At 70.2% G+C, this 16,936-nt stretch carries 20 protein-coding genes and 1 pseudogene; 11 read left to right on the top strand and 10 right to left on the bottom strand.

Going from position 1 to position 16,936, the window contains the following annotated elements; translation table 11 throughout:
- Positions 1-21: 21 nt before the first annotated feature.
- A complete protein-coding gene (locus IG88_RS0109255; protein ID WP_199807433.1) occupies positions 22-540 on the bottom strand; it encodes a hypothetical protein in 519 nt (172 codons plus the stop codon).
- Positions 541-673: 133 nt separating this feature from the next.
- Positions 674-1,669, bottom strand: a complete 996-nt coding sequence (locus IG88_RS0109250) for an alpha/beta fold hydrolase (protein WP_037835632.1) — start codon at positions 1,667-1,669, stop codon at positions 674-676.
- A gap of 118 nt (positions 1,670-1,787) precedes the next feature.
- Between IG88_RS0109250 and IG88_RS0109245 the strand changes: the two genes are divergently transcribed.
- Positions 1,788-3,302, top strand: a complete 1,515-nt coding sequence (locus tag IG88_RS0109245) for a serine/threonine-protein kinase (RefSeq protein WP_031037278.1) — start codon at positions 1,788-1,790, stop codon at positions 3,300-3,302.
- Between the two features lie 59 nt (positions 3,303-3,361).
- On the opposite strand, the gene IG88_RS0109240 is transcribed toward IG88_RS0109245, so the two are convergent.
- Positions 3,362-3,787, bottom strand: coding sequence for a DUF4267 domain-containing protein (locus IG88_RS0109240; protein ID WP_031037277.1), 426 nt, complete (start codon positions 3,785-3,787; stop codon positions 3,362-3,364).
- 26 nt (positions 3,788-3,813) lie between these two features.
- Positions 3,814-4,260, bottom strand: a complete 447-nt coding sequence (locus tag IG88_RS0109235) for a DUF1772 domain-containing protein (protein ID WP_031037274.1) — start codon at positions 4,258-4,260, stop codon at positions 3,814-3,816.
- Positions 4,261-4,351: 91 nt separating this feature from the next.
- Between IG88_RS0109235 and IG88_RS0109230 the strand changes: the two genes are divergently transcribed.
- Positions 4,352-4,930, top strand: a complete 579-nt coding sequence (locus IG88_RS0109230; protein ID WP_031037272.1) for a TetR/AcrR family transcriptional regulator — start codon at positions 4,352-4,354, stop codon at positions 4,928-4,930.
- 236 nt (positions 4,931-5,166) lie between these two features.
- On the opposite strand, the gene IG88_RS0109225 is transcribed toward IG88_RS0109230, so the two are convergent.
- The gene (locus IG88_RS0109225) at positions 5,167-6,102 is read right to left on the bottom strand and encodes an oxidoreductase (protein ID WP_107452102.1); all 936 of its coding nucleotides are present in this window, start codon (positions 6,100-6,102) and stop codon (positions 5,167-5,169) included.
- A gap of 185 nt (positions 6,103-6,287) precedes the next feature.
- Here IG88_RS0109225 and IG88_RS0109220 point away from each other — a divergent pair, with 185 nt between their 5' ends.
- The 5 genes from IG88_RS0109220 to IG88_RS0109200 all read left to right on the top strand — a co-directional run bounded on the left by IG88_RS0109220 (position 6,288) and on the right by IG88_RS0109200 (position 9,210).
- Positions 6,288-6,962 carry a TetR/AcrR family transcriptional regulator gene (locus IG88_RS0109220; RefSeq protein ID WP_031037268.1) on the top strand — a complete coding sequence of 225 codons (675 nt, stop codon included), beginning with the start codon at positions 6,288-6,290 and terminating at the stop codon, positions 6,960-6,962.
- A gap of 13 nt (positions 6,963-6,975) precedes the next feature.
- A complete protein-coding gene (locus IG88_RS0109215; protein WP_031037266.1) occupies positions 6,976-7,551 on the top strand; it encodes a GNAT family N-acetyltransferase in 576 nt (191 codons plus the stop codon).
- A gap of 91 nt (positions 7,552-7,642) precedes the next feature.
- A complete protein-coding gene (locus IG88_RS0109210) occupies positions 7,643-8,332 on the top strand; it encodes a hypothetical protein (RefSeq protein WP_031037264.1) in 690 nt (229 codons plus the stop codon).
- An 86-nt stretch (positions 8,333-8,418) separates the two neighbouring features.
- Positions 8,419-8,862 carry a VOC family protein gene (locus IG88_RS0109205; protein WP_031037262.1) on the top strand — a complete coding sequence of 148 codons (444 nt, stop codon included), beginning with the start codon at positions 8,419-8,421 and terminating at the stop codon, positions 8,860-8,862.
- Positions 8,863-8,871: 9 nt separating this feature from the next.
- Positions 8,872-9,210, top strand: coding sequence for a hypothetical protein (locus IG88_RS0109200; RefSeq protein ID WP_031037260.1), 339 nt, complete (start codon positions 8,872-8,874; stop codon positions 9,208-9,210).
- 53 nt (positions 9,211-9,263) lie between these two features.
- Here the strand turns inward: IG88_RS0109200 and IG88_RS41010 are convergent, their stop codons facing one another.
- Positions 9,264-9,422, bottom strand: coding sequence for a hypothetical protein (locus IG88_RS41010; protein ID WP_234332087.1), 159 nt, complete (start codon positions 9,420-9,422; stop codon positions 9,264-9,266).
- A gap of 357 nt (positions 9,423-9,779) precedes the next feature.
- Here IG88_RS41010 and IG88_RS0109190 point away from each other — a divergent pair, with 357 nt between their 5' ends.
- On the top strand, positions 9,780-10,544 hold the full coding sequence (locus IG88_RS0109190) for a GNAT family N-acetyltransferase (protein ID WP_031037259.1): 765 nt from the start codon (positions 9,780-9,782) through the stop codon (positions 10,542-10,544).
- A 48-nt stretch (positions 10,545-10,592) separates the two neighbouring features.
- Here IG88_RS0109190 and IG88_RS41005 read toward each other — a convergent pair.
- The 3 genes and pseudogenes from IG88_RS41005 to IG88_RS0109180 form a co-directional block, all read right to left on the bottom strand.
- Positions 10,593-11,259: pseudogene (locus tag IG88_RS41005) on the bottom strand (transposase).
- Positions 11,260-11,319: 60 nt separating this feature from the next.
- On the bottom strand, positions 11,320-12,096 hold the full coding sequence (locus tag IG88_RS0109185) for a DUF1963 domain-containing protein (protein ID WP_234332085.1): 777 nt from the start codon (positions 12,094-12,096) through the stop codon (positions 11,320-11,322).
- A gap of 316 nt (positions 12,097-12,412) precedes the next feature.
- Complete coding sequence (locus IG88_RS0109180) at positions 12,413-12,730, bottom strand: hypothetical protein (protein ID WP_031037253.1); 318 nt, start codon at positions 12,728-12,730, stop codon at positions 12,413-12,415.
- A 352-nt stretch (positions 12,731-13,082) separates the two neighbouring features.
- On the opposite strand from IG88_RS0109180, the gene IG88_RS38500 reads away from it, so the two are divergent.
- Both IG88_RS38500 and IG88_RS44195 read left to right on the top strand, forming a co-directional pair.
- On the top strand, positions 13,083-14,810 hold the full coding sequence (locus IG88_RS38500; RefSeq protein ID WP_234332083.1) for an AAA family ATPase: 1,728 nt from the start codon (positions 13,083-13,085) through the stop codon (positions 14,808-14,810).
- Positions 14,699-15,040: a hypothetical protein gene (locus IG88_RS44195; protein ID WP_234332082.1), complete on the top strand. Its 342-nt coding sequence runs from the start codon at positions 14,699-14,701 to the stop codon at positions 15,038-15,040. Before IG88_RS38500 ends, IG88_RS44195 begins: the two co-directional genes overlap by 112 nt.
- 66 nt (positions 15,041-15,106) lie before the next feature.
- Here the strand turns inward: IG88_RS44195 and IG88_RS0109170 are convergent, their stop codons facing one another.
- The gene (locus tag IG88_RS0109170) at positions 15,107-15,676 is read right to left on the bottom strand and encodes a TetR/AcrR family transcriptional regulator (protein WP_031037251.1); all 570 of its coding nucleotides are present in this window, start codon (positions 15,674-15,676) and stop codon (positions 15,107-15,109) included.
- A 113-nt stretch (positions 15,677-15,789) separates the two neighbouring features.
- Between IG88_RS0109170 and IG88_RS0109165 the strand changes: the two genes are divergently transcribed.
- Positions 15,790-16,797 carry an NADP-dependent oxidoreductase gene (locus IG88_RS0109165; RefSeq protein WP_031037247.1) on the top strand — a complete coding sequence of 336 codons (1,008 nt, stop codon included), beginning with the start codon at positions 15,790-15,792 and terminating at the stop codon, positions 16,795-16,797.
- Positions 16,798-16,936 lie beyond the last annotated feature (139 nt).

The following is a 16,936-nucleotide window of genomic DNA, read 5'->3' as shown; positions in this document are numbered from 1 at the left end:
CGCGTCCGTCGAATTCGTCGATCAGAGACGGATGTCCCCGGCCCAGGCAGGCAGGCGTCGCTCGCCCATCTCGCGGAGGATCTCCAGCCTTTCCCTGAACCGCGACATGTCCGGTGCCGCCCAGCGGAACCACGCAGTGGTGCTGGACCAGGCGGGTTCCGCGGTCGCCGGCTCTCCTTCGGTGACGAGCCAGACCGGCGGATCGGGCTTCCCGAGGTCCGCACCGTCGATCAGGTGGTAGGCGTACGCCTGGTGCTCCACCAGCACCAGAGCCGCGCGGGGGTCGTCGAGGCCGTGGCTCGGCAACGCGTCCAGCGTCGCGAGCGCGTGCGCCTTCATGGCGGAGGTCATCGCCCGCACGCCGAAACCGCTGCCCGTCAGCCACAGTCCGGGAGACCTTCCGACGAGGCGCAGGACCTCGCGCACCGCCGACGGCGCGCCGGCCACGCCTTGGGCGGCCAGTGCCGTGTCGATCTCCGTGTCCGTCGCTCCCTCCACCGACTCCCGGCGCAATCCGTCCGCGATCACGGATTCAAACACCGTCCGGATACCTCTCATCGCCTCAGACGACGTGCTGTCCATGGCCTCAGGCTACGCAGAAAGGGACTGCTCCAACGCCTGGGCCGGTGCGCGGGAACGTACCGGCCCTCCAGCACCGCCCCCTGGACGTCGATCACCGGCCGCGGTGCCCCGCGAGCGTGTCCAGGACGTCCGCGACCGGGGTGGGGTCCAGCGGGCCGACGTGTGACGCCCTCGGGAAGTCGTGCACGCGGAACCTGTTGCCGGGGGTGGACGCGTCGGCCTCCGCGATCATCCTGTCCTGGAGCGCGGTGGCGATCGTACGGTCCCTGCCGAAGCGCAGGTACGTGCGGGGAACGCGTCCCCAGGTGCCGGGCCGGCCGACCGCTCGGCCCGCGTACGCGGCGACGGGCTCGTCGGTCTGCATGCCGGCCAGGATCCTGCGGAAGTCGGCGTCGGGGTAGTCCGCGCAGATCATCTCCTTCAGGAGGGCCAGCTCACCGCTGACTCCCGTGCGGAAGTTCAGCCGCAGCACCCCGAGCCGGTCCGGGTCCCCCACCGTCAGCTCCACCGGGCTGACGGCGTTCGCGTTCTCGGGTGCCGCCGTGCAGGCGTCCGCCGTGGGCAGGACGCGGCTGGGGCAGAAGGCCGCCATGTAGCAGATGTGGTGAAGCAGGTGCGGGACGGCGTCGGCGACACGGCTGACCGACACGCCGCCCAGGCTGTGCCCGACCAGCACCACCGGACCGTTCCGCGCGGCCTGCCGCACGATGCCCGTCACACGCGCCTCGTAGTCGTCCAGCCCGAGACCCTTGAGCGGGGAGGGTTCGACCGCCATCGCTGCGAGGTCCTGACGCTGGTACGACTCCGCCACGAAGGCCTCCGCGCCGTGCAGCGGCTGGTCCACCATGACGACGCGGTGGCCGCGCAGCACCAGTTCCCGCGCGATCGGCAGCCAGAACGCGCCCGCGCTGTGGGTACCGTGCACCAGCACGTAAGTCACGGGCCCGCGACGCGGGGCCGCCGCGGCCGGCGAGGTTCCGAGCCCGGTGGCCAGCGCCATGCCGCCCACCGCGAGCCCCAGTCCACGCAGGGCCGTCCGCCGGGTGGATCCGTTTCGTTCTTCGTTCGTGTCATCCTTCATGAACACAACGCTACGAACGGCCCGTTCGGCCCACCAGCGGCCCAGCACCCCCACGGGGGTGGACCCAGCACCACCCCGCCGGCCCGCCCTTCCCGCTGCTGGTTCTTCCCCTAACCTGAATCACATGGACGCACCGGGGGACATCGTTCAGGGCCGCTTCGAGCTGATCGAACGGCTCGGCAGTGGGGGAATGGGCATGGTGTGGCGAGCGCGCGACACCACACTGCACCGTGACGTGGCACTCAAATCCGCACGCCCGGACATGGATGCCTCCGACACGACACGCGAGCGCGTCCTGCGCGAGGCCCGGGCCTTGGCACGGCTCAGCCACCCCAACGTCGTCACTGTCCACCAGATCGTCGAGGCTGCGCCGCACCCGTGGATCGTGATGGAGCTGGTGCCCGGCACGTCGCTCCAAGAGCGTCTTGCCGCAGGCCCGTTGAGCCCCCGAGATGCTGCGGGCATCGGCCGCCAGGTGCTTTCCGGGCTGAAGGTGGCGCATGCGGCCGGCATCCAGCATCGGGACGTCAAGCCGGCGAACATCTTGCTGCGCCCCGACGGCACCGCCGTCCTCACCGACTTCGGCATCGCCTCCTTGCAGGGCACCACCTCGCTGACCGCCACCGGCGAACTCATCGGATCCCCCGAGTACATAGCCCCCGAGCGCATCCGCGGCCACGACGCCGACCCGGAGTCCGACCTGTGGTCCCTGGGGCTCGTCCTGTACGTATGTGTCGAGGGCGTCAGCCCGCTGCGCCGCGCATCCACGCTCGCCACACTGGCAGCCGTCCTCGACGACCCTGTTCCCCCGCCCGTCCGCTCGGGTCCGCTCGCTCCCGTCCTCGCCGCCCTCCTCGTGCGCGATCCCTCGGCCCGGCCCGGCGCGGCACAACTGGACGCCATGCTGGCCCAGGTCGAAACGGGCACGAGCCCGTACTGGGCCCAGCCGACGGTGACGGCGGCGGTGACACCGGGGACTCGAACCCCGACTGCGGTCTCCGACCTGCCGGAGACCGCCGGATCCGAGGCTCCTCGGCGCCGCCGCACCACGATCATCGCCGCCGCAGCCGCCCTTGCGACCGTCTGCGCGGCGCTTGCGCTGGTCCTCACTCTGCGCACAACCGACAACGGCACGAAGACAATCGGTGCAGGGGACGGTACGACGACGAGCACCTCGTCAGCACCGGCCGTCTCCAGCACGCTGTCCAGTCCCGCCACTGAGCGGACGGCGACACCCACCGGGTCCTCCCATGAGAAGGTCTCCCCCGCTCCGGCGCCGTCGAGGTCGCCTTCCGCTCCACCCACCGCCGGCCGCTGGATCGCACAGCTCTACTCCGAACCTGTCTCCTCGGGCAGCGCGGCGCGCGACCAGCGCCTCAGACGCATCCGCGCCTCCGTCCCCGAGGCGACCTTCGTCCGCAGCGACGAGTACGCCTCCCTCCGCCCGGGCTTCTGGGTGATCTACGCTCCGGGCCCCTTCCCCAACGGGCGGGCAGCGCTTGCCTTCTGCGCCGAACACGGGCGTGACACGGCGAACACCTGCATCGGGCGCTACCTGAGCACGAGCCGGACCGACTTCCCCCTCCAGTGCCGGCCACCGGCGACGAATCGGACGGGCCGCTGCTCCCGCGACACGTAGCACCACCTCCGAGACGCGACAGGTCGCGCAGGACGAGGCGACGTCGGCGCGCCATGGCGTCAGGCGGGCCGCGCAGCGGGCGCGGGCGGAGCAGTCGTGGCCTTGCGGGTCTCGCGCAGGAGCAGCAGGCCGTTGGTCACCATCAGTGTCGCGGTGAGGCCGTGGACGCCGAGCGCAGCGGCCACGGAACCGTGGTGGGCCAGCACGTTGGCCATGTCCCCGTACGCCGCGAGGGCCTCCACCAGCATGGCCCAGCCCAGCGCCCGGCGGTGACCTGCCACCAGCAGCACCCCCAGCACCAGGGCCATGACGAGGTCGCGGGTGCCCTTGACGATCAGGAAGCCGCCGCCGTCGCCGGACGGCCAGCTCGGCAGGCCGAAGCCCGGCGCCACCGTCTCCGGGCGCAGGACGAACTCCGACCCGAACCAGACGATGAAGAGGACGAAGGCGACGGCCAGGACGGTGTTGATCTTCTTCAGCGACATTGTTCTGCTCCTTGTGGGTGCCGGCCTCAGACGAGGGCGGTGACCAGGAAGACGAAGGCGGCGACGATGACGGCGACGCGCACGTAGTGGTAGCGGTCCCAGCGGCTCATCTGCTCCTTCCAGTCCGCGGGCCGGTTCTCGGGGGTCCAGGTCTTGCCCCGGTTGTTGATCGGGACGAGCAGCAGGAGCGACATGATCACGCTGCCTGTCAGCAGCGCGGCGGCGATGACGACGAGTCCGGTGCCGGGGCGGTCCCGTCCGGCGACGGCCCAGACGACGCTGAGGACGAGTGAGCCGATGTACCAGAACGGCATGAGGGCGCCGAGCATCCGGCCCCCGTGGGCACGGGCGAGCTGGTCACTGTCCTCGGGCAGGGCGCTGAAGATGCGGTTCATGACGAAGGCGACGGAGAACTCCACCCCCACCATCAGGCCGACGATCACGGTGGTGAACACCTCTAGTGCGTTGAGCATGATGACCCCTCCTGGATCTAGCGTCGCTAGATGATGAGGCAACGCTAGACCTGTAGCCGCTCGATTGTCTAGCGGTGCTAGAATTGAGGTCATGTCAGTACAAGAACGCAAGCAGCGCGAACGGGCGGAGCGCGAGCGCCTCATCGTGGCGACAGCCCGCGAACTCGCCGAGCAGCAGGGCTGGGACGCGGTCACGACCCGCCGGCTCGCCGAGCGCATCGAGTACAGCCAGCCGGTCCTCTACAGCCACTTCCGCGGCAAGCGGGAGATCATCGGCGCCGTCGCCCTGGAGGGCGCCGCCGAGCTGGCCGGGGCGGTGCGTTCGGCGACCTCCGCAGTGCACGGCCCACGCGAACGGGTCGCCGCGCTCGCCCGCGCCTACCTCGACTTCGCCGCACTCAACCCGGCGGTCTACGACGCCTTGTTCCAGCTCGACGGCGGCCTGGCGTACGCACAGGAGCACACCCCGGAGCCGCTCAAGGACGCCTTCGCCGCACTGCTGGAGAGCCTGGGCGAGGTCGCCGGCGAGGGTGTCCACCCGGGGCTGTTCACCGAGGTGTTCTGGGCGTCCCTGCACGGCCTTGCGACTCTGACCCGAGCGGGACGCTTGCTGCCGGAGGACGCCGCGCAGAGGGTGGAGTTGCTGGTGGACCGGCTCGCGGTGGTCTGACACACCGCCCCGGCGGGTGCCCAGCCGGTTTCCCTTTGCGGTCGGGGTCGCGAGGCCACGAAGGGCTGAAGCCGATGCTGGAGGGTCACCGGACTCCGGGCCCACTGACATGTCCCACGGCAGGCAACTGACGTTGCCGTGGCAGACGATGCACGCGCCCCAGCCCGATCTCCCCCTTGAAGACGGGACAAGAGCACCAGGTTCCTCGCGCCCGTCCGTGCGAAGACGGACCGGCCCTAGACGGCCGCCCCGGCTTCGAGGTCGAAGGGGACACCGGTGAGCTGTTCGCTCGTCGCCCACAGCCGCCTGCCCTCCGCGGGGTCGTCGGCACCCGTGGGGAGTTTGGCGGGCCTGGGGGCACCGGAGGTCTGGTCGCGTCCGGCGGGGCCGACGAACCAGCCCGACCGGACGTGCGGGCTGGTCGCCGCATAGAGGGAGGGCCAGGCGGCGCCCTCGGCCGAGCCCATGAAGAGGCGTGCGGCGATCGGGGTCACCATGCGGCTCAGCGCGCCGGTGCCGTGCCGCTGCAGGCCGGTCATCGCCGCCCCCGGGTGGACGACGAGTGCTTCGACGGGACTGCTCGCGGTACGGCGCGCGAGTTCGAGGGTGTAGACGACGTTGGCGCGCTTGGACTTGGCGTAGGCCCCCATGGCGCGGTAGCTCTTCTCGCTCATCAAGTCGTCCAGCCTGCCCATGGGCCACCGCGCCGCGACGGCACTGACGGTGACCACGCGCGGTGCGGGCGAGCGGCGCACGGCGGGCCAGACCTGGGCGTCGAAGGCGAAGTGGCCGAGGTGATTGGTGCCGACCGTCATCTCGAGACCGTCGCCGGTGGTCCGCCGCTCGGGCAGGTTCATCACGCCGGCGTTGTTGAAGAGCAGGTCGACCGTCTCGGTCTCGGCGATCCGGGTGGCCGCGTCGCGCACGGAGGAGAGGTCGGAGAGGTCGAGCACGAGGGTGTCCGTCCGGGCCTCGGGGGTCGCGCCGCGCACAGCCTCCGCGGCACGGTCCAGCTTGGCCTGGCTGCGGCCGGCCAGGATGACGCGGGCCCCGTGCCGGGCGAGCGCGCGGGCGGTCTCGAAACCGATCCCGCCGTTCCCGCCGGTGATCAGGGCTGTGCGACCGGTCTGGTCGGGGATGTCGTCGGGGGTCCAGTGGTCCACCGTGGTCACGCTCCTTGGATTCGATGATTCCGTGCTCGGTCGTACGGTCCGGGCGGCGCACGCCACTGAAGGGGCCCAGTGCGGAACCGAAGGCCCACCCACCCCCATTTCAGACCGGTGGTCTGTTCGGCTTGACCAAACGTATGAGACCGCCGGTCTGATGTCAAAAGACCGGCCGTCTGTAATCTGGGGACATGACGAACTTCCAGCGCGCGCGCAGTGAGGAGCAGCGTGCCGTGCGGCGCCGGGCCATCCTCGACACCACGGCCGCCATGCTCGACGAGATGCCCATCGGCGAGATCAGTCTCAACGAGCTGAGCCGCCGCGTCGGGCTGGCGAAGTCCAACGTGCTGCGCTACTTCGAATCGCGTGAGGCGATCCTGCTGGAGCTGCTCGACCGTGCCTGGCGTCAGTGGGTGGCCGACTTGCCTGCCCTGATGCACACGGGCATCGACCAGGACGCTCCGGTGTGCCGGCGTGCAGAGCAGTTCGCCGCCGTCGTCGCGGACTCGCTCGCCCAACGCCGGGTCCTGTGCGACCTGCTGAGCGCGCAGGCGGGCGTACTGGAGCACAACGTGTCCCCGCAGGTGGCCGCCCGCTACAAGCGCGCGGCCGTCGCCAACGTCACCGACATCGCGGCGTTGGCCCAGCAGCACCTTCCCGAGCTGGGCGACAGCGCACCGCAGTTGACCGCAGCCATGATCATGGCGGTCGGCGCCGTGTGGACCCACGCACGGCCCTCCCCCGCGATGCTCGCCGCCTACGAAGCCGACCCCTCGCTCACCGCGTTCAAGCTGGACTTCGTGACTGCCCTGCGGGAGATGCTGACCACGCTCATCGCGGGCACCATCGTCCGCGCCTCCGCCTGAGTCCGGTCCGACCATGACAGCCATCGACGACATGGACTACGAGTTCCGGACCGCCCGGCCTGATGACACCGAGGCCATCAAGGCGCTCGACGGATCCTTCACCACCCGCACCGTCTTCCAAGTGGCCCTCACCGAACACGGGTTCGCCCTCCAGGAAGTCCCTGTGCACCCGCCCATCCACAAGGTCTTCCCCGCCGAGGACACCCACGACGCGCATACCTCCGTAGCCGAAGGAGACCCGCACAGCCGCACCTTCGTCGCCGTCGGCACCGACGGCAGCCTGGCAGGCTTCACCAGCGTCTCCTACGCCTCGTGGAACCGACGGCTGGCCGTCGAGGACATCGAAGTCGCTCCGACGCATCGAGGCCGGGGCGTCGGCCGCGCGCTGATCGGCCACGCCGTCGAGTTCGCCGGTGAATGCGGTGCCGGGCACATCTGGCTGGAAGTCACCAACATCAACGCTCCGGCGATCCACGCCTACCAGCGGATGGGATTCACCTTCTGCGGCCTGGACACGACGCTCTACGACGGCACACCCGCATCGGGAGAACACGCCCTCTACATGAGCATGCCCTGTCCTGTGCGGTGAGCGTCCGCAGGTCTCGCTGAGGGACAGGGGCCCCGACCACCGACTTCCGCCGGCCGCCCACCGGCAGAAGGCCGGCACTAGGATCTTCGGCATGGCGAAGCGCAAGGTGCAGCGGCGGGCGCGGAAGATCCTGGGCGAGGAACCCGTGGCCCTGGTCTGGTGTGAGATACACAAGCCCATCCCCGCACCGCCCAAGGACGTTCACCGTGCCGCGGGCAAGGGACGCCTGAAGTCGCGCCACCACTGGTTGTTGTACGTCGGGGCCGTGGTGTTCTTCTTCGTGGTCGTACCGATGATCTTGATTGACAAAGCCGGCACCAAACTCGACCACCTGCTGTCGGGACGGAGCCGTGGCGGTCAGCCCGGACAGCCGCGGACTCCACGCGACACACAGCGTTCCGGCCGTGGCCGCTCTCGTGAGAGGGACCGCGCGCAGGACCCGGCCAACGGGGTCTTCGACGGGGACTGGAACCTGACCGCGGGCCAACTGCTGCTGCGTTGGTACGGACACTCGCCCAACCCCAAGCGCCTGGTCCTGCTGACCCGCGACCGCATCTGCGTGGCCGCGTCCCCTCGCCGTCGGCTGTCGCCGACCAGGGCCGACGATTTCCGGATCGTCACGGAGTTCACCCCCGATCAGGCGCGGATCGAGGGTGAGGCGGGCCAGCCGCGCGGATACGCCACCTTCCGGCTCGCCTTCGCCGACGGCTCCTGGCTGGAGGTGGGCCGACTGGGCGAACCGGAAGACGCCGATCACTTTCTGCGCACGGTCAGTGGCTGATCGGCGGGCGTCCTCATTCGTCCGGCATGGCCGAGGCCCGCGAACGACTCTGCCAGGACCTCTTGAGTAGCCTCGAAGGGAAGCCAATGACGTTCATCAAACGCTTCGACCACGTCGGCATCACCGTCGCCGACCTCGACGCCGCGACGGCGTTCTTCGTCGGCCTCGGCCTGGAGGCCGACCGGAAGATGGCTGTCGAGGGCGAATTCCTGGACACGGTGGTCGGCATGAGCAACGCCCGCACCGAGATCGTCATGCTGCGACCGCCCGGTGGAGGGACGACGCTGGAGCTCTCCAGCTTCACGCGACCGGACCACCTCCCGGGCTCCCCCGCCGCGCCGGCCAACGAGTTGGGCCTCCGCAACGTCGCCTTCGAGGTGCACGACCTCCACGCCGCGGTCGACCATGCCGCGGTCAACGGCTACGGCCTGGTGGGAGGCATCGGCGAATACGAGGGCGTGTGGCGGATGGCCTACGTCCGCGGGCCCGAAGGAATCATCGTCTCCTTGGCCGAGCGCATCGAGAAGTAGGGAAGCATCATGAGCACGACCGTGACTGACGAACAGATTCGGGCTCTGGCCACGTCCGCGAAGCCCTACAGTCTGGCGCTCCTGCACTGGGGGCCGAAACGGACCATGGACGGCGCCGACGCCGTCGAACTCGAACACCAGCGGCGCATGGTGTCGCTGCGCGCGGACGGGGTGATCGCGATCCTGTGCCCGGTCGCGTCCGACACCGTGGCCGGCGTCGCGATCATGACTGTGCCGACCGAGGAAGCCGTGGAGATCATGGCCCAGGACCCCTGCGTGCGGGCCGGGATGATGCGCTGCGAGGTTCACCCGTGCCACGGCTTCCCGGGGGACGCTCTCCCCGCATGAACGGAGTTTGAGGCGGTCCTCCGAGGAGGTGCCCGGCTCGGCCGTGCAGACGATCAGGCCGTGCAGACGATCAGATCGTGGACGGCTCGTTGAGACAGGGGCAGGTTGAGGTGGCGGAAGGTCGCCTCCGGACGGCCGGCCTCGGGACGGTTCAGCCGCTTGGTGCCCTCGTGACGCATCCGGACGTACTCGCCGAGAACCTCCGCCTGCACGCCACGACCCGCGGCACCGGTGTCACTCTCGTCAACCCCGGCATGATCGACATCCCGGCCGGCAAGGTGGCGACGTACCCTCTCCGCCCTCCTCCCCGGCCCGTCGCCGAGGCCGTCTGCTTCGCCCTCGGCCAACCGGCGGGCGTGGACCTCAGCACCCCCGACCGTCCGGCCCGTGGGCCAGCCCGTCCGACCACGCCGCTCACCGGCGAGCCGCGGTGGGCGCCTAGGGCGTGTACGAAAGTGCTGGTCACTGGCGTGGCACCGCCTAAAATGGCATGCGGTCTTCGCCCGGTCGTGCTGGTATCGATCTCTATGAATGATTACTTTCTCGATGAAGCCGACTTGACGGACAGGATGGAACGGAACCTGGCGGAACACGCCTGCCATCTGCACCGGAGCATGTCCGGAGCGACCGTCACGGAGACCGATGACCTCCTGGTCGCAGACAGCGGCCTGGACGACGACACGTTCAACATCGTCGCCGCGGCCCGCTTCACCGCCGGCGACGCCGCGGTCCGCATCTCCGAGACCGTCGGGTCACTGGCCGGCACCGGCCGCGGCTTCTCCTGGTGGGTGGGCCCTGCCTCGACACCGAAAGACCTCACCACCCGCCTGACCACGGCCGGTCTGCCGGTGTCCGAGAGCGAGACGGCGATGTGGGCTGAGCTGGACGACACCCTGCCGGTTCCCTCTCCCCCGGGTCTGGACATCCGAACGGTGACCACCCCGGAACAGCTCGCCGACTACGCCACGGTCCTCGCCGCGAACTGGAATCCACCCGCCCAAACCGTCCGTGACTTCTTCGCCCGGGCTGCTTCCCAGGCGCTGGCCTCGACCTGCCCGGCCCGGTACCTGGTGGGCTATGTGGAGAACCGCCCGGTCTGCTCCGCCGAGGTGTTCCACCACGCGGGAGTCGCCGGCATCTACAACATCTCCACCCTGGCCGCCCAGCGCCGGCGCGGCTACGGCGGAGCCATCACGCTCGCGGCCCTTCACACTGCCCGCGAGCGAGACCACCACATCGCGGTCCTGCAGGCGTCTGCCGACGGCGAACCCGTCTACGGCCGCCTGGGGTTCCGCGCCTGCGGCCAGTTCGTCGAACACGCCATCAACGCCTGAACCTCCACAACTCCACAGACATCCATCCCTCGCCCCTCGTTGAGCCGGTCACAGCCATTCATTGATGGCCGATACGAGGACAGTGGCCTCGTATCGGCCCCCAAGCTTGTCGTATCTCGTGGCCACAGCCCGGTTCCTTTTGAGGCGGTTGATGCCGCACTCGACGGCACGCCGAGCCTTACAGCCCTCGGCGTTGAACCCGGGCGGCCGACCACCGAGGGACCCGAGCCTCCTGCGGTTGCGTGCCTGGTCGGCCTTGTCAGGGATGGTGCAGCGGATGCCGCGACGGCGCAGGTAGCCGCGGTTCCTGCGGGAGGCATACGCCTTGTCCGCACGGTCCCGGTTCGGCCGAACACGCGGCCGACCCGGCCCGAGGCGGGGCACACGTACCCTCTCCAGCACGGGCTCGAACTGCGGCGAATCGCCGCGCTGCCCTGCCGTGATCACGATCGACATGGGCTTCCGGCCCTGCTCGACCGCCAGGTGCAACTTGGTGGTGAACCCGCCCCCGGGTCCGCACGGGTGTTCCGTGGCGGGACGTCCCCGTCACCGTGGAGTCGACGTTCAGGTCCCACGTGATCGCGCCCTTCGCATCAGCCAGGGACTGAAGCCGGGTGAGAACCTGGTGCCAGGGTGGCCGCCCCGCCTTGACAGCCTGCGGCAATGGCGGCTCCAGCACTGCCCACTGCTCGTCCGTGAGATCTCCCCGGCCCATGGATCGTGATCATTCACAGTCCAAGATCCACTTTGATACACGTCCTAGCGGGACTGCCCCTCAGTACTCCTGCTCATACCGAAGGCTCTCGAAGCGTCGAGCAGCGATGTCCTCGCGGCCGCCCAGAATGAGGGTCTGCGTGTAGAGGCTGTTGTCGACGCCCTGTCCCTGTATCTGGGCCAGGAGTACGGAGCCCTCCTCTTCGGGTGCTGTCTGCCACGAATTCGCACAACCGCCGAGTTGGACAGAACTGTCACGCTCCGTCTGGCTGGTGATACTGTCCAGGACCGCTTCCTTGAAATGGTCGACCCTGCCCTGGTTTTCCGTACTCTGGTCCAGGAATGCGCGCGTCTGGGGACGGGACAGCCAGTCTTCGTCGAGGGTCAGTCCGGCAACCGGGTACAGCGTGCAGGGTTCGTAGACCTCGATCTCCCAGGTTTCGTCCTCCTTCACTTGCGCTGGAGGGCGTTCTGTGAGCGGGACGCCCTCGGGAACGTACAGCACCGCGGAGGACGTCGGTTCGTACCTGAGCTGGGTGAAGAACAACAAGTGTCCGTCCGGCGGTAGTTCGAAGTCCAGAACGTCGCCGGGGAGGGCCGCGCAGTCGACCGTCAGGACCAGTGGCTCTCCTCCGTCCGGCCATTCGACGCCCGCCGGCAGCGAAGGAAGGCCACCCGTTCGTGCCGCGGGCCGGATGTCCTCCTTCCGGGAGAGTTCGTCCAGCGGCACCAGATAGAGGCACGGGCGCATGTGGTCAACAATCTCATGTGCGACTTTCCCGGGAAGCCCGTGCTCAACAGCCAGCCTGCCGACGTCGTTTACGCCGATCGAAGTCATTCCTTCTTCCTTCCGCATTCCGAAACTGGTGCGCGCTTCTCCACTGCCCCGGGTCCCGCAGCCCGGAGCAGACGGTGATCACTGGTTGGTCGGGTCGCTTGTAGCCGAACCAGTCTGATGTGCCGGTGCCGTTCGGGAAGCGGGCCACTGATCGTGCGGAGAACATCCTCCAGGGCGTCGCATCCGATGCCGGACCGGTCGAGCAGCCGGACGAGACTGGCGCCGGCGGCCGTGTCGTGGGGCAGATTGGGGTAGAGCGGGCAGTACAGCGTCGCGGACGCGGGCCGGTCATGTCCCTGGACGAAGGACAGAGCCGTCATCGGTGCCTTCTCCAGACACGTCGGCCGGCGACCGGGTCGCCCGGCTCGGCGACCTCTTCGACGAGTACGCGCAGCCGGGTCCCGGCGCAGGCGAAGGCGAAGGACAGCTCGACGGGCCACTCGTCGGTGGACGCGAAGGACCGGAGCGGACCCAGGTCCTCGACGGGCAGGTGTGCCCAGGGCCCGAGCAGGTTCACGAATCGCGCGGCCCGGCCGTACGGTGCGGGACCGGTCGCTCCGAGAGCCGCGAGCGCCGCGTCCAGGTGGGCGTCGAGGATGTTGCGAAAGGTCGGCAGCGGTCGACGGGGCGACACCGTGCCACACGAATACCTCCCGGACAGACGGCGAGCGGTCACAAAGACTGGGGGCGACGGCTCCGACCGGACCAGGAACCGGGAGGGTCTGGGCTCCTCGGTCCTGGCGTCGGCTCGTCCACCGCCCGTATGAACGGACGACGGGGCCCGTCGGTTCACCCGGGGTCGGTGCGGTCCCGCAGCGGTTTGCCGACCTGCTACGTTCTGGACCACTCAGGCATGAAGTCGCCCCGTGACAACGGCCCGTGGCAGCCGAGCCGGCCGCGGGTGCCGCACCCGGCCTCCTTTCCGAGCGGCGGCACGGCCCGACGGCCGAGCGGTGGCGTCTCACGAGAAGAGAAAGCAACGGCACATGGCAAGGGAACAAGCCGCTTCACGGCCCGAGTACGACGCCGGTGCGGTGAGGAGCCTGCGCACGGCGGACGAGAACGGCGGCCTGCTGGCCGACCGGCTGGCGTCCGCCCGGCAGCGGTACTTCGTCGGCAGGCAGGAGGAGTTGTCGCTGTTCCGCCGGGCACTCCGCGGATCGGCCGGCGCTCCGGCGGTCATCGTTCTCCATGGGCCCGGCGGCATGGGCAAGACCGCCCTGGTGCAGCGTTTCGCCATGGAGGCCCGTGCGGCGGAGCGCCCAGTGATCACCGTCGACGCGGCCGCGGTCGATCCCTCGCCGTCGGCCCTGGAACAGGCGGCGGCCGACGTCTTCTCCCTGGAGGACGCCGTTCTGCTGGTGGACGGCTTCGAGCGCCACCAGGGCCTGGAGACGTGGATGCGTGAGGACTTCCTGCCCCGATTGCCGGGCGGCACCCTGACCGTCCTCGCCGGCCGGGTCGCGCCGGACCCGCTGTGGAAGGCGGACTTCGCCTGGAGCGAGATACTGCGGGTGCTGCCCCTCGACGTCCTGGGGCCCGAGGACTCGGCGGCCCTGCTCGCGTCGCAGGGCGTCGACCCGGCCGTGAACGGGGACATTCTGCGGGGGGCCGCGGGCAACCCGCTGGCGCTGCGCATGGCCGCGGAAGCCCTGTCGCAGGCAACCTCGGCGAAGTCCGCGCACCGGGCGCTGCGCGTGGGGACCGGGCGGCTGCTCAGCCGGGTCGTCGGCACGCTGCCGTCCGATGCTCATCGGCGAGCCATGGAGGTGTGCAGCCACGTGGTCGACACCACCGAGGACCTGCTGCGTCTGTTCCTTCCGGACCAGGACGCCTCGGAGCTGTTCGCCTGGCTGCGCCGCCAGACCTACATGAAGCCGAGCCCCTTCGGCCTGCGGCCGTACGACGTCGTCCGCAACGCCCTGGACAACGACTTCCGTTGGCGGGACCCGGAGCAGTACATGGCCATGCACCGCACCCTGCGGCGGCATTTCGTGGAACGCGTTCGCAACGCGCCGGAGGAGGAGGCGCTGCGGGCCGCCCACGAGTACACCGACATCATCGCCAAGGTTCCGTGGGTCAAGGATTTCCGGGGCGGTCGCGACGAGGCGCCGCTGCGCGAGCAGCCCGTGCGCCCGGCGGACGGTCCCGCGCTGGTCGAGATGGCCCGTACGGCCGAGGGCGAGGACAGCGCCCGGATCGTCGCGGACCTGCTGGAACGCCGGCCCGACGCCTTCCACGTCCACCGCGGTCGCGACGACGGTGAACCGGTGGGTTTTCTCGTCTGGTTGCGGATCGACGCGCTCGACGAGGACGTACGCGCGAACGACCCGGTCCTGGCGCAAACGTGGGAATCGGTCTCGGCGATGGCTCCTTTGCGTCAGGGCGAGCACCTGGGTGTGGCCCGCTTCATGATTCATTCGCACGCGCCCGGACGTCCCTCGCGGTCGAGGGACCTCGCGCACGCGCGCGTCTTCTTCGAGCTGCTGCGGACGAGGCACTGCTCCTGGTCCGCGGTCGCGACCGCGGCATCCGGGACGCGCTGCGGCGGTGGCTCACCCCCGGCGGGCACGCCCGCAATCCGCTGCTGCACAGCCGACTGGTGGCGGAGCACAGTGACGGCAACCCGGCGGCGGCGTTGCGCGAACTGCTCGGGCAGGCCGTACGGCGGCTGGACGCCAGCAGCCGGACCCGGCATCTGTACGCCGTCCTGACGGCGACGTACGAGTCGACGGCGACCCAGGAGGCCGTGGCACGGAAACTGGACCTGTCCTACGGCACCTACCGCCGGTACCTGTCCAGGGCCGTCGACGAGGTGCGCGAGACGATGTGGCGCTGGCAGGTGCGCGCCCACATCAGGGCCGAGCAGGGGGCCCGAGTGCCCCCGCGCGGGGCGGGCGGGGCGGCGAAGTCCCTTGCTGCCGAGTCCGTCGCGAGGCGGTGACGGACCCGGACGCGGCTGTCGCCGCATTCGGCTCGCACCGTGCGGCGGCCGCGGGTCCCGGACGGTTCACACGCCCGCGCCGCCGTCCTCCGCGGCGGTGAGGATCGCGCCCGTGACGACGTCGAAGAGGTGGTCGGCGCGCGGGGCCAGGGAGGGCTGGTCACCGAGCCAGGCGAGCGCGGAGATCAGCGCGAACAGCTCGGTGCCGTCGAGGTCCTGCCGCGCCCGGCCCGCGGCCTGAGCCCGGGTGAGCAGGCGCGCTCCAGCCGCGCGCAGGGTGACGCACGAGGTGTGGAGCGCGGAGTCGGGGTTGTCGATGGCGGCCGCCATCAGCACGGTCACGCCGCGGTACTCGGTGGTCCACGCGACGCAGTCGCGCAGCCATGACACGAGGGCCTGCGCGGGCGAACTCGATGCCTCCAGGGCGTCCGCCTTCGCCGTCAGCTCCTCGAAGCTCCTGTGCAGCAGGGCTTCGAGCAGTGCCTCCCGTGTCGGGAAGTGCCGCAGCAGCGTCGCGAGTCCGACGTCGGCCCTCCGTGCGATGTCGCGCATCGCCACGTCGACGCCCTGCTCGGCGATGGTGGTGCCCGCCACGGCCAGCACGTGGTCCCGGTTCTTCCTGGCGTCGGCGCGCATCTGTGTTCCCTTGACGATCCGGATCAGTGGTCCATATATTCGGATCAGTGGTCCATTTACGTGGATCGCTGATCCGAATGAGCCTATCCCGTCGCGCGAGCAGGAAGAGAACGATGTCGGCACACACGATGAGGGCGATCCGGCTCCACGAGCACGGCGGCCCCGACGTCCTGCGGTACGAAGAGGTACCGGTTCCCTCGCCCGGGCCGGGCGAGGTGCTCGTACGCGTCCACGCGATCGGCGTCAATCCCCCGGACCGGTACCTGCGCGGCGGGCTCACCACGATGCCCGGATCGCAGTCGTCGGTGAGCCTGCCGGTGATCCCCGGAACCGACGTGTCGGGCGTCGTGGCGGCCGTGGCGGCGGACGTGACCGGGCTCTCCGTGGGCGAGGAGGTCTTCGGCCTGCTGCGGTTTCCCGGCTTCGACGGCAGCGCGTACGCCGAGTACGTGACCGCCCCCGCCTCCGACCTCGCCCGCAAACCGGCCCGCCTCGACCACGTGCACGCCGCGGGGGTTCCCATGGCCGGGCTCACCGCGTGGCAGTTCCTGATCGAGCAGGGTCATGATCACCCCTCCCCGTTCCAGAACGCCCGGCACCGGCCGGCTCCGCTCGGCACCGGCACGACGGTGCTCGTCAACGGCGCCGCCGGAGGCGTGGGGCACTTCGCGGTGCAGCTCGCGAAGTGGAAGGGGGCGAAGGTCGTCGCGGTGGCGTCGGGCGCCCACGCGTCCTTCCTGCGCGAACTGGGCGCCGACGACTTCATCGACTACACCCGGAGCAGGCCCGAGGCACTCGTGCGGGGCGCCGACCTCGTCCTCGACACGGTCGGCGGGCCCGGCAGCAGCCGCTTCCTGAGCACGCTCAAGCGCGGCGGCTCCCTCTTCCCCGTGTTCCCGGGGGACTTCGATCCGCTGGAGACCCGCAAGCTGGGCGTCACCGTCTCCAGCGCACAGGTCCGCTCCAGCGGCGCGCAACTCGCGGAACTGGGGCGCCTGCTCGACACCGGCACGGTGCGGGTGGCGATCGACAGCACGTTCCCCCTCGCCAACGCCCGGGCGGCCCACGAACGCGCCGCCCGCGGGCACATCCGGGGCAAGCTCGTGCTCACGGCCGGCTAGGTGTCCGCCTGCCGCGTGCAGGGTCGGGCCGGGTACGTACTCGGTCGCCAGCCAGTACGGGGGCTGCGCCAGTTCGGCCTCGATCAGCGCCGCGGTGTAGGCACTGCGCACGGTGCCCAGCGTCTCGGCCTCGCGCCGG

It is taken from the genome of Streptomyces sp. NRRL F-5650 (genome assembly GCF_000721365.1).
GTDB lineage: Bacteria > Actinomycetota > Actinomycetes > Streptomycetales > Streptomycetaceae > Streptomyces > Streptomyces ardesiacus.
Note: the sequence above shows the minus strand (reverse complement) of the source record. Positions and strands in the feature narration are given on the sequence as shown.

Bases quoted from the DNA above. Each gene is read 5' to 3' on its own strand.
- IG88_RS0109240 (WP_031037277.1), bottom strand. From the start codon at position 3,787: ATGTCGCTGAAGAAGATCAACACCGTCCTGGCCGTCGCCTTCGTCCTC.
- IG88_RS0109220 (WP_031037268.1), top strand. From the start codon at position 6,288: ATGACGAACTTCCAGCGCGCGCGCAGTGAGGAGCAGCGTGCCGTGCGG.
- IG88_RS0109245 (WP_031037278.1), top strand. From the start codon at position 1,788: ATGGACGCACCGGGGGACATCGTTCAGGGCCGCTTCGAGCTGATCGAA.
- IG88_RS0109230 (WP_031037272.1), top strand. From the start codon at position 4,352: ATGTCAGTACAAGAACGCAAGCAGCGCGAACGGGCGGAGCGCGAGCGC.
- IG88_RS0109215 (WP_031037266.1), top strand. From the start codon at position 6,976: ATGACAGCCATCGACGACATGGACTACGAGTTCCGGACCGCCCGGCCT.
- IG88_RS0109210 (WP_031037264.1), top strand. From the start codon at position 7,643: ATGGCGAAGCGCAAGGTGCAGCGGCGGGCGCGGAAGATCCTGGGCGAG.
- IG88_RS38500 (WP_234332083.1), top strand. From the start codon at position 13,083: ATGGCAAGGGAACAAGCCGCTTCACGGCCCGAGTACGACGCCGGTGCG.
- IG88_RS0109200 (WP_031037260.1), top strand. From the start codon at position 8,872: ATGAGCACGACCGTGACTGACGAACAGATTCGGGCTCTGGCCACGTCC.
- IG88_RS0109170 (WP_031037251.1), bottom strand. From the start codon at position 15,676: ATGCGCGCCGACGCCAGGAAGAACCGGGACCACGTGCTGGCCGTGGCG.
- IG88_RS0109190 (WP_031037259.1), top strand. From the start codon at position 9,780: ATGGAACGGAACCTGGCGGAACACGCCTGCCATCTGCACCGGAGCATG.
- IG88_RS0109205 (WP_031037262.1), top strand. From the start codon at position 8,419: ATGACGTTCATCAAACGCTTCGACCACGTCGGCATCACCGTCGCCGAC.
- IG88_RS0109235 (WP_031037274.1), bottom strand. From the start codon at position 4,260: ATGCTCAACGCACTAGAGGTGTTCACCACCGTGATCGTCGGCCTGATG.
- IG88_RS0109185 (WP_234332085.1), bottom strand. From the start codon at position 12,096: ATGACTTCGATCGGCGTAAACGACGTCGGCAGGCTGGCTGTTGAGCAC.
- IG88_RS0109165 (WP_031037247.1), top strand. From the start codon at position 15,790: ATGTCGGCACACACGATGAGGGCGATCCGGCTCCACGAGCACGGCGGC.